13 protein-coding genes and 1 tRNA gene are annotated in these 15,585 nt (G+C 68.8%); 6 read left to right on the top strand and 8 right to left on the bottom strand.

Translation table 11 applies throughout. The annotated features are described in order from the left end of the window. Nucleotide 1: 1 nt before the first annotated feature. Nucleotides 2-907 (bottom strand): cation diffusion facilitator family transporter, encoded by a 906-nt coding sequence (locus tag ACUZ2Y_RS26055; protein ID WP_476323734.1) that lies wholly within the window; start codon nt 905-907, stop codon nt 2-4. 188 nt (nt 908-1,095) lie between these two features. Between ACUZ2Y_RS26055 and ACUZ2Y_RS26050 the strand changes: the two genes are divergently transcribed. From ACUZ2Y_RS26050 to ACUZ2Y_RS26025, 6 genes are all read left to right on the top strand, one after another. Further along, nucleotides 1,096-2,217 (top strand): lytic transglycosylase domain-containing protein, encoded by a 1,122-nt coding sequence (locus tag ACUZ2Y_RS26050; RefSeq protein WP_476323731.1) that lies wholly within the window; start codon nt 1,096-1,098, stop codon nt 2,215-2,217. 25 nt (nt 2,218-2,242) lie between these two features. Then, nucleotides 2,243-2,314: transfer RNA gene (locus tag ACUZ2Y_RS26045), tRNA-Arg, on the top strand. 595 nt (nt 2,315-2,909) lie between these two features. Then, the gene (locus ACUZ2Y_RS26040) at nt 2,910-3,212 is read left to right on the top strand and encodes a hypothetical protein (protein ID WP_476323728.1); all 303 of its coding nucleotides are present in this window, start codon (nt 2,910-2,912) and stop codon (nt 3,210-3,212) included. A 9-nt stretch (nt 3,213-3,221) separates the two neighbouring features. Beyond that, nucleotides 3,222-4,802 (top strand): alpha/beta hydrolase, encoded by a 1,581-nt coding sequence (locus tag ACUZ2Y_RS26035; protein WP_476323725.1) that lies wholly within the window; start codon nt 3,222-3,224, stop codon nt 4,800-4,802. A gap of 92 nt (nt 4,803-4,894) precedes the next feature. Continuing rightward, on the top strand, nt 4,895-5,311 hold the full coding sequence (locus ACUZ2Y_RS26030) for a hypothetical protein (RefSeq protein WP_476323722.1): 417 nt from the start codon (nt 4,895-4,897) through the stop codon (nt 5,309-5,311). Nucleotides 5,312-5,368: 57 nt separating this feature from the next. Continuing rightward, the gene (locus ACUZ2Y_RS26025; RefSeq protein ID WP_476323719.1) at nt 5,369-6,475 is read left to right on the top strand and encodes a hypothetical protein; all 1,107 of its coding nucleotides are present in this window, start codon (nt 5,369-5,371) and stop codon (nt 6,473-6,475) included. A gap of 73 nt (nt 6,476-6,548) precedes the next feature. Here the strand turns inward: ACUZ2Y_RS26025 and ACUZ2Y_RS26020 are convergent, their stop codons facing one another. The 7 genes from ACUZ2Y_RS26020 to ACUZ2Y_RS25990 all read right to left on the bottom strand — a co-directional run bounded on the left by ACUZ2Y_RS26020 (nt 6,549) and on the right by ACUZ2Y_RS25990 (nt 15,399). Next, complete coding sequence (locus tag ACUZ2Y_RS26020; protein WP_476323716.1) at nt 6,549-7,565, bottom strand: carboxymuconolactone decarboxylase family protein; 1,017 nt, start codon at nt 7,563-7,565, stop codon at nt 6,549-6,551. 13 nt (nt 7,566-7,578) lie between these two features. Further along, nucleotides 7,579-8,784: a methyltransferase gene (locus ACUZ2Y_RS26015; protein ID WP_476323713.1), complete on the bottom strand. Its 1,206-nt coding sequence runs from the start codon at nt 8,782-8,784 to the stop codon at nt 7,579-7,581. A gap of 107 nt (nt 8,785-8,891) precedes the next feature. Beyond that, nucleotides 8,892-10,274 (bottom strand): cytochrome P450, encoded by a 1,383-nt coding sequence (locus ACUZ2Y_RS26010; RefSeq protein WP_476323710.1) that lies wholly within the window; start codon nt 10,272-10,274, stop codon nt 8,892-8,894. Beyond that, nucleotides 10,271-11,299, bottom strand: a complete 1,029-nt coding sequence (locus ACUZ2Y_RS26005) for an enediyne biosynthesis protein (protein ID WP_476323707.1) — start codon at nt 11,297-11,299, stop codon at nt 10,271-10,273. Before ACUZ2Y_RS26005 ends, ACUZ2Y_RS26010 begins: the two co-directional genes overlap by 4 nt. Before the next feature lie 8 nt (nt 11,300-11,307). Continuing rightward, entirely contained in the window at nt 11,308-13,278 is a 1,971-nt protein-coding gene (locus tag ACUZ2Y_RS26000) for a CRTAC1 family protein (RefSeq protein WP_476323704.1), read from the bottom strand. After that, nucleotides 13,275-14,237, bottom strand: a complete 963-nt coding sequence (locus ACUZ2Y_RS25995) for a DUF1702 family protein (RefSeq protein ID WP_476332072.1) — start codon at nt 14,235-14,237, stop codon at nt 13,275-13,277. Before ACUZ2Y_RS25995 ends, ACUZ2Y_RS26000 begins: the two co-directional genes overlap by 4 nt. Before the next feature lie 100 nt (nt 14,238-14,337). Then, nucleotides 14,338-15,399 (bottom strand): DUF1702 family protein, encoded by a 1,062-nt coding sequence (locus ACUZ2Y_RS25990; protein WP_476323701.1) that lies wholly within the window; start codon nt 15,397-15,399, stop codon nt 14,338-14,340. Nucleotides 15,400-15,585: the final 186 nt, after the last annotated feature.

Genomic DNA, 15,585 nt, shown 5'->3' with positions numbered 1-15,585 from the left:
CCTACCAGGACAGTTCTTGGCACCGCGCGTTCGGCGACTCAACCTGAAGCGTGGCGTGCTCTAGGCCGTAATCGGCGGTAAGCAACTCTTGGGCCGCGCGCAGGACCACGGCTTGGTCGGCGTCGGCGGTGATCGTCAGGTGGGCGGAGGCGACCTCCATGCCCGAGGTGAGCGTCCAGACGTGCACGTCGTGCACCTCGGCCACGCCGGGGACGGCGCCGAGCCGCTTGGTCAGCTCCTCGACGTCGACCCGCTCGGGCGCGTGCTGGAACAGGATGTGCAGCGCGCGGCGGGCCAGTCCCCAGGTGCGCGGCAGCACCCACAGGCCGATGGCGACACCCACGATCGGGTCGGCGTAGCGCCAGCCGAACAGGATCGTCACCAGCGCGCTGATCAGGACGCCGACGGAGCCGATGAGGTCGGCGAGGACTTCCAGGTAGGCGCCGCGGACGTTGAGGCTGTCCTTGGCGCCGTCGCGCAGCAGCAGGAACGAGACGATGTTGGCGGCCAGACCGGCCAGGGCGGCCAGCAGCACGGGCACCCCGGCGACGGCGGGCGGGTTGTCGAAGCGCTGCACAGCCTCATAGACGACATAACCCGCGACGCCGAAGAGCAGCACCGCGTTGGCCAGCGCGGCCAACACCTCGGCCCGATAAAGCCCGAAAGTCCGATGCGACTTCGCCTTGGCCCGGCGTGCCGCCATGATCGCGGCAAGGGCGAGCCCGACCCCCACGACATCGGTCAACATGTGCGCGGCGTCGGACACCAGGGCTAGCGAAGAGGTCGCGAACCCGACGACGAACTCGAGCACCATGATCGCCGCGGCGATGCCGAAGGCGGCCCACAACCGGCCCGCCATCCGCCCGGACGCGCTGGCCGCAGTGCCGTGTCCGTGCCCGTGCCCCATGTCCCCACCCCTTCTTCGTCGCGGTCATATTGTCACATGCGCATGAATGCACAAACCACCCGAACGGGCCCCGTTCTCCACCCGAACGAGGGGTCCCCATGCGTGGCCAGGGGATCTTCGGTCAGCGGGCTGGTAGACGAGTGATACGGGTAACACACTCCGGATCGTCACATGGAATGAGGCAGTGCGTGCGCTCTCCATCCCTTAGGCCCCACCGGGTCCGTCCGACCACGGCGCTCGCCCTGATCACCCTCTGCCTGGCGGGCGCGGCCGCCCAGGCGTCGACACCCGCGCAGGTGGCTGCGCCGCGGAGGGAGGTTCCGGAGCCGATCCCGGTCCGGGTTCCGGCCGCTGTTCCCGCTCCAGCTCCCGTCCAGGCGGCGGTCCAGCCCGCCCCGGTCCAGCCGATGGCGCCCGCGGTCATGCCGGTCACCTTCACCGAGACGGGCATCCCCGCGAACCTCCTTGCCGCCTACCGCTCGGCGGAGGCGCTCCTGCACTCCGGCTGCGGTCTGCGCTGGTATCACCTCGCGGGCATCGGCCACGTCGAGTCCGGCCACGCCCGCGGCGGCCAGGCGGACCCAAAGGGCGACACGTCGCCGCAGATCTTCGGCCCGGTCCTCGCGGGCGGCCCCGGCATCGCGGCGATCTCCGACACCGACAGGGGAACACTCGACGGAGACCCGGTCTGGGACCGCGCGGTCGGCCCGATGCAGTTCATCCCGTCCACCTGGGCCTTCTACCGAACGGACGGAAACGCCGACGGCACCACCAACCCCCACAATGTTTATGATGCGGCAGCGGCGGCAGGTCGCTACCTGTGCTCAGGCGGCATGACCCTGTCCAACCCATCGGACCTGAGCGCGGCGGTGTACCGCTACAACCACTCGACCGAGTACGTGTCGACGGTCCTGATGTGGATGCACCGGTACTCGGCGGGCGCCACCCCGCTACCGCCGCGCGCGTCCACCCCGTCGCCCGGCTCCGTGGTCACCGCCCACTTTCCCTCAGGGCAGCTCCCGCTCGACCCACCCCCGCCGCCGGACATCCCACTCCCGGAACCAATCGAACCCCCCAAACCCGACCCGATGCCGATCCCGGACCCCGAACCGGCCCCGGAGCCGAGCCCCCTCCCGGACCCGGACTGCGAAACCGTCCTGGACACCCTCACCGCCATCGTCGAGGACCTGATCACCCCCTGCCCCGACAACGCCGCGCCCCCGAACCCCCTTCCCACCCACCTGCCGACCCGACAGAAACCCACGACGAGTAGCCCGCCCGAGTTCATCCCCCGAACCCAGGTGCGCTAGGCTTCCCAAGTCGCGCGAGCGATGGGCCCCCGTAGCTCAGGGGATAGAGCACCGCCCTCCGGAGGCGGTGGCGCAGGTTCGAATCCTGCCGGGGGCACAGTCATATGGCGGTCTACTTGCGGTGAGAATCCGCTGGTGGACCGCCATTTTTCGTTGCGCGGGCGTTGTGTCCTCCGGCCTCTGTTGAGCGGAGTCCGTGGAATGAGTCGTGGACATGACCGTCTTGAGCCCGATGGCGATGGGCCGCTCGCGGCGGGATGGGCCGCGCGGGTGCGTGGAGCGGCGAACTGTGCGCTCTGCGGTGGCGGGACTTCGACCCCGCCACCAGGGTTCTGGTGATCGAACACAGCATCGCCCAACTCGGCTCCCGCACGTGGGAGAAGGACACCAAGCTCCACGCCCGCCGCCACATCGTCCTCGGCACCCAGACAGTCGAGATGCTCACCGCCACCGCGCAGGCCAGACCCCGAACACGCTTTCGGCCGACGCCCACAGGTAAGTCCTCTTTGGACCTGGGGTGCAGCGCCTGCCTTGCAGGTCGGCGTCGCGCCGCAGGAGGCTGCGGCCCCCGATCTACGGGACGTGCGCTGATGTGAGTAGTACTACTCGTTTCGGTAGTCGTCCGGCTCCTGTGCGTGTGCGGCTGCGTCATACTCGCGTTCGGGGTTCGTTGGGGCCGGAGGGGGCATGACATGACATCACCGGGTGAGCGGGTCGAAGTCACCGCCGAGGAGTTGACGGCGGCGGGAAGCAATGCGGTTGAGATCGCGGAGCAGACCCAGCGCGACGCGAGCGGGTTCAGCGGGACGCAGGACGCGATCACCGGGCTGGTGCGGGGCTTCGATCTGGTGGCGGCGGGCGCGGAGTGCGAGGCAAGTTGGCAGCGGGCGATCGACGTGACCGCCGCGAAGCTCGCGCTCGACGGCGACAACCTCGGCGTCAACGCGGCCAACTACGCCGCGACCGAGGCGCAGAACACCGCGAAATCTGCGTAGGACCGGATCATGGTGACCTTCGCCGACCTGCATGAGGTCGACCCACAGGCGTTCCGGCAGGGCGAACGGGCCTGGCAAGCGATGTCGAACACCCTGGGTGAGCGGGCGGCCGAGGTTCGTCGGGTCAACGATGCTCTCGCCGATTGGGAGGGCGAGGCGGCGACCGCCTCGAAGGCCGTGTTTCAGGGGCATTCGCAGAAGTTGGATGCCTGCTCGGACACGCTGTTCGAGGCGTACCGGCTCTGGGGTGAGGCCGCCGACCGGATCGGTGCCGTGCACCGTCGAATCCTTGAGGGCGCGGCGGAGTGCCGCTACTGGGGTTTGACGGTCACCGCCGACGGGACCATCCACGATGACAACGCCCGTAACCGGATGGCTGATGAACCTGTCCGTATTCGCCAGGTCATCGCCAAATACACCGGGCTGTTCCGCGACGCTGTCACCGAGGCGACCGCGGCGGACACGCAGATCGCCGCCTCGTTCCGTCGCCTGACCGCCGAAGCTGTCGGCGCCGCGCCCGGGTCGGACTCCACTACCGCCGCTTCCGCCACGGTGCCCGCGCGCGGAACCTCGCCCGTCGAGGTGAAGCAGTGGTGGGACTCGCTGAGCCCGATGGAGCAGGAATCGCTGCTGTTCACCCGTTCTAGTGAACTCGGCATGCTCGACGGTATCCCGGCTGAGATCCGCGACCGCGCGAACCGCTTCCAACTCGTCGAGGAACGCGCCGAACTCGACGCCCAGAAACAACGCCTGGAAACTCTCCCGAGCCGCACCCGCGAGCAAGAAGTCGAACTCCAGTCGATCAACGAGAAGCTCGGCGGTCTCGACACCATCGAGAAGCGGCTTACGTCACCGCAAGCCGGCCAGCAGCAGGCATACCTGCTGGGCATCGACAGCTCCGGCAACGGCCGTGCCATCGTCGCCATCGGCAACCCCGACACCGCCGCCAACGTCGCCACCTTCGTCCCCGGCACCGGTGCCCGGCTCGGCACCTGCGGCACCGACATAGGCCGCTCCGACAGCATGGTCGACGCCGGGGAGCAGGCGGGTTCACCGTCCACCGCGTCGATCACGTGGATCGGTTACGACGCCCCGCAGGATCTCGTCGACGCCGCCGATGAGGATTACGCACAGAACGCCCGCCAGGACCTGGACCGGTTCCAGGACGGGCTGCGCGCCACCCACGAGGGGACGCCGTCGCACAACACTGTGATCGGGCACAGTTACGGCTCCACCGTCATCGGGCACACTGCCCGCGACATGAACATCAACGCCGACGACGTCGTGTTCGTCGGCAGCCCCGGAACCGGTGTCAGCCGCGCCGAGGAGCTCGGCCTGCCGCCGGAGAATGTCCACTCCACCGTCGCCAAGCACGACGTCATTCAGGTCACCAACGTGTTCAAAGAACCGTTTGACGTGCACGGACCCGACCCCGCGGGGCCCGTGTTCGGCGGCAACGTGTTCACCTCCGACCCAGGGACGTCGAGCTGGACCGGCTACAGCACCGACGCCCACAGCCAATACTGGGACCGAGAGAACCAGTCGTTGGGCAACATGGGCAGGATCATCGCGGGGAAACCGACAACGTGAACGGAGCCGCCACAAGAATGTCTGGCTTTCACCGAAGGTTGGTCGTCGGAATCGGTTTGATGGCTGTCCTCACTTCTGGCTGCGGAGGCGATGTGCGCAACACGATCACACAGCAGGAAGCCGCGAAGCGCGTGGAGGAGAACATCCACGCCGTGGTCGCTCTGCTACCCAAAGAAGCGCGACTCGAACAGGGCCTCAGTACTCCTCAGAACTGCGACGACCCCACCGACAACGGACCGCGCGGTCGCATCACCGAATCCCACACGTACCAAATACACGATCTTCCACCAGCCGACTACAACACCTACTTCGACACCATCAAGCAATGGTGGGAAACGCACAACTACCAGATACTGGCGGACTCGCGCCCCAAAGCCATGTACCTATGGGCGGAGAACAAGAACGACAGCTTCCGAATCTCGGTGAAGTCCAATGACGTCGGCGGTTTCTACGTGATCTCCACGTCGCCGTGCGTCTGGCCGCAGGGAACACCAGCGCCACGCGAATGACCAGCGGAGTGCGCATCGGGCTATGTCGGGTCCCAGGCGTCGACAGTCGTGATCAACGTGACCGTCACTGACGCGCAAGGCTCGGGCTACATCTCCATCTATCCCACCGACGTGCCGCGCCCGACCGTGTCGTCGCTCAACTACAAGCACGGGTGGACCGGGGCCAACTCGGTCACCGTGAAGCTCGGCGCGGACGGCGCGGTCAACCTGTACAACCACGGCGCACCCGTCCACCTCATCGCCGACGTCAACGGCTGGTACGCCAAGGACCGCCTCTGCTGCAACACCTACATGGGCGGCCAGTACCACCCGCTGGCCAATCCCGGGCGACTCGTGGACACCCGCGACTGGGGCATCGGGCGGGTCCCGGCCGACTACTACGTCAAGGCGATCGCGTCCTGGGGCTCCACGATCAACCCGAAGATCCGCGCGTTCGCGGTCAACATCACCGCCACCGACCCCGTCACCTCCGGCTATCTCAGCGCCTGGAACGGATATAACGGCACCGCGCCGAACACGTCCACGCTGAACTACACCAGGGGCACCACGGTGTCGAACTTCGCGGTCGTGCCCGCCATGGCGTGCGTGGACTGCGGCAGCCTCACGGGTGCGCCGTCGATCGCGGTGTACACCAACAACGACAGCCACATCATCGTGGACATCGTCGGGGTCTACGACGACGGTTCGCTGCCCGACGGGCTGCGGTTCGAGCCCGTCGTGCCCACCCGGATCACCGACACGCGGATCGGCCAAGGCTGGCCCGCGGCGCTCGGCCCGGCGGCCACGGCGAGCATCGCCACGCCCGACACCATCGCCGGGGCGGACACCGAGGCGCTGGCCACCAACGTCACCGCGGTCCAGCCGACGGCCTCGACGTATCTGACGGTGTGGCCCACGGGCGCCGCGACCAGGCCCGGCACGTCCAACCTGAACCCGGCCGCGGGTTCGATCGTGCCCAACGCCGTGCAGACCATGGTCGGCCCCGGAAACGGGTTCCGCGTCTACAACAACGCGGGCACGACCCACTTCCTCGTGGACGTCGTCGGCACCTTCTACCGGTACCCGTCGAGCGCGCCGGCGGGACCGTCGGTGCAGTCGGCGGAGTCCGCGCATGAATTGGCGTCCCCGAAGGCGATGCCGGAGAACCGTTTCCACCGCGCCTGACGCTCTGTCCAGGCGGAAACGCCGCACACGCGACAGCGTGTGCGGCGTTTCGCATTCCGGGTTGAACGGCGGACTACGTGGGGTTCACCGCCTGGGCGGCGAGCCTGACGCTGATCCGCCGGGCCGCGGTCATGCTCGCCCACGCGGCCAGTTCGATGAGCGTGTCGTCGCCCGGCGCCGTGTGGCGGAACTCGTCGACGAGGGTTTCGTCCACCTGGTAAGACGCGTGCGCGATGAGTAAGGCGAGCTTGCCCGCCGCCCGGTCGGGCTCCGGCAGCCCGGCCACCGCCTCCTCCACCCATGCCCGACTGATGCCCGGCGCCTCTCCATCCCAGGTGGACAGTCGATTGTGGACGAGGGTGCGCACGCTCGATGGCACCGACCGCTCCCCCGCCGCCTCGACCGCCGCGTAGGCGCGGGCGAACGCGTCGGCGACGGACGGGTTGGCAAGTGCCCAGGACAGGTCCTCCGGCAGCGGCACCGCGGGCAGCAAGTCCAGCGACGCACCGGGTTGCGCGCCGCCGTCCGACGGGCGCAGGACCCCGCCCAACACGTGCCGCGCCTTCGGCTTGGCCGATTCCGGCACGTGCGAGGGGAACGGCGAGTCGCGCAGGAAGACGTTGACCATGCGGTTGTAGTACTGGAACGCCACAGCGACGCCGATCAGTTCCGGGCCCTGCTCCGGGGGGAACGGCGGCACGACCGCGGCGGTCGCGGACGTCTGGGCCCACGCCTCAAGCTCGGAGCTGTCCGACGCGTCCGCCATGGCGGCCAGCGTCATGCCGTGTACATCGGCGCAGTACGGGCATTCGTTGGCCACCGACACCCCGGTGGCCACCGCCTCCTTGCTCGCCCGGTCGGCAACGCCTTGGGCCAGCAGGGTTTCCCGCAGGATCATCCACGACGCGGCCAGCACCTCCGGGGCCGCGGAGTGCAGCGCCACCGGCGGTGCGAGCATGCGGAAGTCCCGCTCCACCTGCCGGTACACCTCGGCGACCACCCCACTTGCCTTGCGCGGGGCCACGACCTTGACATGCCGGGTGTCGCGGAGCGACCGCCGCACCGCCAGCCGGACCAACATGGCGACCATCGTTGCTCCTTGATCAGTCCGTTGGGTTCGCTCGGGCCACCACGGCGCCCACCACGAAGTCCGGGTATTTCTCGGCGATCGCGTCGACGTCCGGAAGCACCGTCACCTCGCCGAGGCCTGCCGCCTCGAACGTGGCACGCCATGCCGCGGGCGTCAGGAAGCCGTGCGTCGGCCGTTTCACCGGTTCGGTGATGACGTCGGTGAAGCTGTCCAGGAAGTCGAAAATGATCTCGGCGTGGATGGGCCGCGCCAGCTTCGTCGGGCGGACGCACTCGGAGACGACGACCGCCCCGCCCGGCTTGAGTGCCTTCGCCGCCTCGGCGATGACGAAATCGAGGTCGGGCGCCACATGGAAGCAGTTGACCGAGTAAACCGCGTCGAACGTGCCGGGCTCGACGCCTTGGGCCTCCCACGAGGTGGTCATGTCGAGGCGTGCGGTCTCGACGACCGTCGACGGCGACGCCGCCGCCTTCGCCGCCGCGTCGCCGTGGCGGGCGAAGGTTTCGGCGACCTCGGTGAACCGGTAGCGCGTGACGTCCGCGCCGAGTTGGCGCAGCGCCCGTTCGGCGGCGCTGCCGCAGCCGCCACCGATCTCGAGGATCTCGAACGGGCCACCGTCCGCGGGCACCAGCCGGGCGAGGGCCTCCGCGCCGATCTCGTTGTTGATGGCGTACAACAGGTTGTCGTTGGAGAAGTACTTCAGCCAGAGCGGAAGCTGCTTCGGGGCGAAGAGGATCTCGTCGCCCGTCGCCGCGCCGCTGAAGTAGCGGTCCGCCTCGTCGACCAGCGTCCGCAGGATCTCGGCGGCCACCGCGGCGCCCGGCTCACGCTCGGCGAGCTCGGCCGCGACGGTGTCGAAGTCCTCCACCGGAACCATCCCGGGGAAGTACCGGCCGTCCTGTCGCTCCAGGATGCCGGTGTCCGAGAGCTTCTCGTACAGGAACTTCAGCGGAACCGTGCGGCGCCACGGGATCGAGAGTTCCTTCTTGGCCTGCTGGACGGTGATGCCCGTCGGCTCGGGCAGCGCGTCGATCGAGGTGAGGATGCGGTACGCGGTCGCGTCGACGAGGCGGGCGAAGATCTCGTTCGCCTCCAGGAACCGAAACGGGAAGAGCTCCCGGACCCGCTCGTCGGCGATGGCGGCGCGGAGCTCCGCCAACCTCGCCGCCTGGGCCTCCGGGTCGGGTCGACCGTGCGGGTTCGCCGCGGGATTGCTCAAGGTGTTCACCCACTTCGTGACTAGGGGAGATCTCGGCCGCGGTGACGTCTCGGGTGCGTGAACGCGCCGACGAAGTCTGGCGTGTTCACGTGCCCGAGACGTCACCTTTAGGCGGCCGAGTCGCGCTCCCGGAGGGAGCGCCATGTCTCGACGGTCAAGGGGAGTCCGCCGCCGAGGCGCAGCGACATCATCGGCTCCGGCTTGACCTCGACGCCGGGCACCTTCTCCAGCCGCAGGTCGCGCATCAGCGTGGAGATGATGAAGGCGGACTCCATCATCCCGAGGTGGTTGCCGACGCAGAACCGGGGACCCGCGCCGAACGGGATGTGCGCGTACCGCGGCCGGTTCGACGGCAGGTCCGGGTCGAACCGCTCGGGGTTGAAGCGGTCCGGCTCCGGCCAGTACCTCGGGTGCCGGTGCAGGGTGTAGGGGCAGATGAGCACCTCGGCGCCCGCCGGCACGTGGTAGCCGCCGACCTCGTCGTCGGCGAGCGCCCGCCGAGGCAGGATCCACACCGGCGGGTACAGCCGCATGGCCTCTTCGAGCACCATGTGCGTGTACCGCAGCCGGGTCAGGTCCTCGTAGGCCGGGCGGCGGTCGCCGTAGACCGCCACCGCCTCCTCGTGCAGCCGCTGCCGGACGTCCGGGTGCTTGCTCACCAGGTTCAGCGTCCAGCCGACCGTGCTCGCCGTCGTCTCGTGCCCGGCGAGCAGCAGCGTCACCAACTCGTCGCGCATCCGGCGGTCGGCGACCCGCTTGTCGGGTTCCTTGGCGGTGGAGGCGATGAGCCGGGTCAGGACGTCGTCGCCGGACTCGATCGGGTTGCCTTTGCGTTGCGCCACCAGGGTTTCCACGATCCGCTCAAGATCAACCCTGGCCTTGCGGAGTGCCCGCTGCCCCTTGAGCGGCAGCCATTGCGGGACCATGCCGAGGGTCTCCATCTCGAACATGGCCTGGTCCTGCACGGCCTCGAAGGAGTGCCCGATCGACTCGAACGCGCCGAGGTCGGCGTCGAGCAGGGTGCTGCCGAGCACGCCGAGGGTGAGCGCGGTGACCTCGTTGAGCACGTCCACCGGCCCGGCGCCCTGGTGCACGCGCAGCCGCTCCACCAGTTCGAGCGCCTCGTCGATGATCACGTCGGCCCGCCCGGCGATCCGCTTGTGCTGGAACACCGGCTGGATGGCACGCCGCTGCTCCTTCCACAGCGCGCCCTCGCTGGTCAGCAGCCCGTCGCCCAACGCCCGCTTGGCCTCGGTGTAGCCGATGCCCTTGTGGTAGTTGGCGGCGTTGTCCGCGAGCACGTGCTTGGCGTGGTCGGGGTGGTTGAAGATGTAGAGCGTCTTCGGGCCGATCGCCACCCGGACCGCGTCGCCGTACTCGCGGACCGCCCCGCTCATCAGGCCGAGGCGGTCCGCGCGGAGCTGGCGCAGGATCCCCGGGGCCGCCCGGCGGGGCGGCCCCGGTGGCACACGGCGGGTCGAGGCGGTCATGCCGCGGCCGGGTGAGCGGCCTGCCCACCGTCGTCGCGAACAACCGCGACCGGCGGCTTGGCCGACTCGGCCTCGACCTTGGCCGCCTGCTCAGCCTCGAACTGCGCCTTCGCCTTGTTCACGAAGTGCAGACCCCACAGGAACATCCCGCGGATCAGGCAGACGATCGCGGTGGCGAAGAACAGGCCGTACGCGACGTGGGCCACCATGAAGATCCCGTACACGATCGCGACGCCCCCGCCGAACGCGAACTGCGCCCACGGCTTGGACGGCGTCGTGCCGGGGTCGGTCACCATGTAGTTGGTGTAGAGGATGAACGCGACACCGGTCATGACCGACAGCGCGCCGGTGATCGCCGTGTCGAACAACAGCCCGCGGACGATGGCCTGCAGCGCGAAGATACTGAGCCAGCCGAAGATCAGCCACATGCGGCCGGTCAGCTTCGCGTTCAGCATCGTGCCGGTGATGATGATGACCGCGGGCAGGATCCAGCTGCCGATGTCGTTGAGGCCTTCGGTGAAGTGGTACGGCGGCGCGATGCTGCCCCAGGGGAACAGCACGAGCACCATCAGGATTCCGAAGTTGGACGGGTTCATGTAGTGGCGCAGCTTGCCGCGCACCGGGGCCCGCAGGATCCACTTGGTGGCCACCGCGAGGGTGACCGCGAAGATCATCACCCAGATCCGGTCGTTGACGTAGATCAGCATGTTCACGGCGATGGCGGTGATGTGCGCCGGGAACAGGAACTCGATCAGACCCTTGAGACCGCCGCCGCGATAGCGGGGATCCCGTCCCTCGACTCGGGCGCCGATCGTCTCGAACACGAGCTCGGTGGCGTAGCCGGTGGCGATCGCCACGAACGGCCAGATCCACGGCTGCTCGAACCCGAGGAAGATATAACCGACGATGTTGAACACGGAGATCGAGATGGCGAACCTACGCAGCGCCTTGATGATCTTCGGGTCGTGCCGCGGCGGGCCGCCCGCGGGCGGTTTCCCGCCGGGCTTGGCTTCCTGGATAACCATTTCCCTGCTCACCTCTCCTCAGCGGTGTCACCGAGCACGAGCGAGTGCTTGCCCTGATCGAGCCGCAGCACCTGCTCATGCGCCTTGCCCTGGCGATCCCGCCAGTTCAGCTGCACCTGGACCGCGCCCTTCGCGTCACCGAGGCCGATGTGCACCTCGCTGCTGCGCTTGCCGCCGTGGCCGCTGCCGCCGTCGACCCGCTGGATGTACTTCTTGCCGTCCGCCGTGGTCACCGTGACCTGGGCGCCGGTGGCGGGCGAGCCTGGCGCGGGGGCGCTGCCCGCCGACGCAAGCTGCTCGTGGGTCAGCGCCAGGTTCAGGTAGCCACCCGGAGCGCGCGCCTCGTTGTGGTAGAAGATCGGCTCGCCGTACTGGCGGGCCACCGCGAAGTCGAGCAGTCCGTCGCCGTCGGCGTCACCGGTGGCGATGCCGCGGGTCGGGATCGGCACGGCCAGGCCCAATTCCGGGGCGAGGTCGGTGTAGCGGCCGTCGGCGCCCTTGACGAAGAAGCGCATCGTCTCGCTGCCCGCGATGTCGTCGCCCGCGTTGGCGTTGGGCCAGAAGGACGGGTTGGCCACCAGGGCGTCGTTGGCCATGGCCAGTTCCTGCAGCTGCGGCCAGCGGTTCGTCGAGCCCTTGATGAAGCCGTTGGTCTGGGCGATCTGCTGCTCACCGGAGTTGGCGAAGTCGGCGAGCTTGACGTCCCATGACCAGCCGGCCCACGCGGTGCCGTCCCCGCCGCTGACGTCGCGGAACGGCGCCTCGCCATTGCGCAGCCGGGCCCGCAGGTCGGCCTGGTTCGCCGCGGTGTTGACGAAGTGGAAGTTGCTCTCCACGATGCCCCAGCCGACGGTCAGGTTGGAGACGAACGCGTCGTAGAGTCCGTCGTGGTTGGTGTCGCCGAAGTCGACGCCCATGCCCTTGAACGAGTCCTCACCGATCCGCTTCGACTTGGGGGTGCCCGGCGTGCGGGCCGTCTCCACGTTGGTGAAGCTCACCTTGCCCGGCGTGGACTGGTTGTACAGCAACCGGTCCTGGCCGAAGTCGTTCGCGATGTAGAGCTCCGGCAGCAGGTCGCCGTCGAGGTCGTTGGCGCTGACCGCCAGCGTCCAGCCGTTCCTGGCCTCCTCGGGGAGCACGTCAGCCGGAACCGCCTCGAACGTGGCCGTCGGGTCCTGTCCCGCGGTGGCGCCCTTGCACAGCAGGATGTGCTTCCCGCCGCCGTTCTGGGCGTGGGACAGGGAGTGGTTCATCGTCACGCCCCCGTCCTTGCTCGGGTCGATGATCGGCCCGTCGGGGAAGTAGTTGCCGATGAAGACGTCGTCGTGGCCGTCACCGTCGAAATCGGCGACGGTCGCCGCGTTGGAGTTCCACTGTGGACCGACGTACTCGCCGTTCGGACCCGTGTGGTTTCCCGGAATCGCCTCGGTCGGCTTGAACGCGTCGGCCGAAAGCGTGCCGTGGTCGGCTTTCTGCAGGTGGATGACCGGGGTGCGGCCCCACATGTAGATCAGCAGGTCCATCCGGCCGTCCTCGTTGAGGTCGGCGGGCACGCAGCCCATCGGCGCCATCACGTCGTTGACCGGCAGCGGCGCCGCGTCGAGCTCGAAGGGCTGGTACCGGTGCTCGCCCTTGCCCGGCGTCGGTGTCACGATCACCTGGTCGGTGCGCGGGTCGACGATGCACAGGTCGTTGGGGAGGCCGTCGCCATCGAGGTCGTTCATCGCGACCGCCGCGCCGACCGAGGACATCCAGGCGTCGATGTGCTTGTACGCCTTGTTGACCTGCCTGATCGACTGCTGCTTGTCCGACGCGGGCAGCGCCGGGGTGTGACCGGAGAACGCGTAGGTACTCGCCAGGTCGTTCTTCGTCTCTGCCGAACTCTGCGGCAGCGTGACCGCGAAGAAGAAGCCGACGACGACCACGAGCGCGATGACACCGGTCAGCTGCCTGCGCAGCATGCCAAGTATCGCGGTCATGTGTTGACACCTCCAAGGGAAACGAATTCGTTGGCAAGGCGCTGTCGCCAGACCTCATAAGCGGGAACATCGCCGTCGACCGGGAGTGTCGGGCGCAGTGCGGTCGTCAGCCGGGCCACCTCTTGCGGCGTCGCGTCGCAGAACTGCCGGGTGGCGCGCGCCGAGTGCTCGGGAATGACGCCTGCCCGCACGCGGGCGTCCGCGGCGAACGCGCTCCCCTGCGCCAGGTTGGCGCGGAACCGGCCCGCGCGGCGCAACACGGTGCGCAGCTCGTCGTCGTCGACGCCGCCCGCGTACGTGGCGGCGAGCCCGACGCCTGCCCACAGGTCGGCGCGTCTCGATTCGGGAAACGCGTCGACCTTGTCGGCCACGAGGGTCGGGTCGATGCCGCCGATGAACCACAGCGCGCGTCCGATGCCCTGGTCGATGGCGTTGTTCGCGTGGGCGCCGTGCCTGCCGCCCGGCCACGGGAAGTTCGGGTCCTGGTACTGGCCGTCGACGTAGCGGGCGGTCTTGAAGTAGGCCTGGTGGAACCCGTAGCCGTCGAGCACCAGGGGCACCAGCATCGGGTCCAGGCTCTCCGGCTTCGGCCAGCGGAACCGCGGGACGCGGGCCATCGCCCAGCCGATCCCGACGTAGACCAGGTACCGGTACGCCTCGCCGCGCTCGGTCTCCAGGAACCGGTCGACGTTGTCCGAGCGGCCGAACGGCAGGCCGTCCAACACGGCCAGGCCCATGCCCGCGCCCTCGTAGGCGAAACCACGCAACCAGTCCGGCAGCTGCTCCAGCGGCCCTACCGCGTCGGCGGGCGTGCGGGCTTCCATCGCGTGCGCATAGCCTTCGAGAAACATTTTCCCCACGGTCTCAAGTCGTTCCTGAGCCTCGGGGGATTTCTTGTGGAAGCCGCGTTTGTCGAGAGTCGTCTCGACCACGCCAGGCGTCATGAGGCGACGTCGCAGCGCTCGCCATGAACCGGTCACGTCAATCCCCTAAACGTCGTCCAAACGGCGTCGTTGTTTCACGAATTAATGGTTTCACGCCATTGTGATCAGCACGTCTTCACGCTTGCTGGGTGCCGCGCGGGCGCTTCGCGCGCGACTGTCGGCTATTCCGGCCGATCGAGGAAATCGTGACCGCGGTGAACTGCGCACGAATTCGACTGCGCCACTGCTCGTAAAGTGGCACAGTGCCCTCGCCCGGTTCGGCGGTGTCGGCGGTGTCAGTTTCGGTGCGGTCGGCGATGGCCACCGCGTCCGACACGGAGAGGCCGGCCAGCCGCTCGGCGGCCAGCGCGGAGTGCTCCGGCACGTGTCCGGCGAACTCCCGCGCCTTGATCGCGAAGACCACGCCGACGCCGAGCTGCGGCCCGTGCTCGCCCGCCAGTTCGCGCAGCAGCGTCAAGCCCTCGGCCGGGCAGCCGCCCGCGAACGTCGCGGCCAGCGCGACACCGCTCCACAGGTCCGGCCTGCGGTCCTCGGCGAACCGGTCGACGGCGGCGGCGACGGCCACCGGGTCGGCGCCGTTGATGAACCACAGCGCCCGCCCAATGCCCTGGTCCACCGCGCGCGGGAAGTACTCGGGCGAGCCCTCCCACGGGTAGGGCGCAGGCACCCGCTGCTCGTCGACGTAGCGGGCAGTGTGGAAATAGGCGAGGTCGAAGCCGTAGCCGTCGACGGCCAGCCAGGTCATGGTCGGGTAGTACGGCGAGCCGGTCAGGTCCGGGATGATGTTGCGCCACAGCGGGCGCGGCAGCCGCGCCATGGCGAACCCGATACCGATGTAGGTGAGCAGCACGTGCGGCGCGCCCGGCCCGAGCAGCAGCTCGCGGGTGAGCTTGCCGCTGCCGCCCGCCATCGCGTCGCGGACGGCGAACGCCATCGCCGCGCCCTCATAGGCGAACCCGCGCTGCTCCGGCTCGACGAGTTCCAGCCGACGCTCCACGTCCCACAGGTCACGGCCCGCGATCCCCCACTCGAACCCGCACACCACCGCCTGCGGGATGGCTTCGAGCCGCGCGGTCGCGGGAACGCCCGCGCCGGGGAACCCGCGCTCGGCGAACGTGACGGCGGACAGTCTGGGCGCCAGCACGAACTGGCGCAGCGAACCGAGAAATGATGGCATTGATTCCTCCGGAGCTGGTGACATTCCCAGAGTCGCCTCGGCAATCGTCTCCGCGCATCTCCACCGGTGCGATGTCGCCGGAGACCAACCACTATGGGAGCACTATCGGAGCGGGCGCACGGCACAGAGGGAGATGGCACGGCCCGCACCCCTGTTGCACCCTTGATGAGGAAAATAGGAACCGTT

The organism is Actinokineospora sp. UV203 (genome assembly GCF_056323665.1).
Note: the sequence above shows the minus strand (reverse complement) of the source record. Positions and strands in the feature narration are given on the sequence as shown.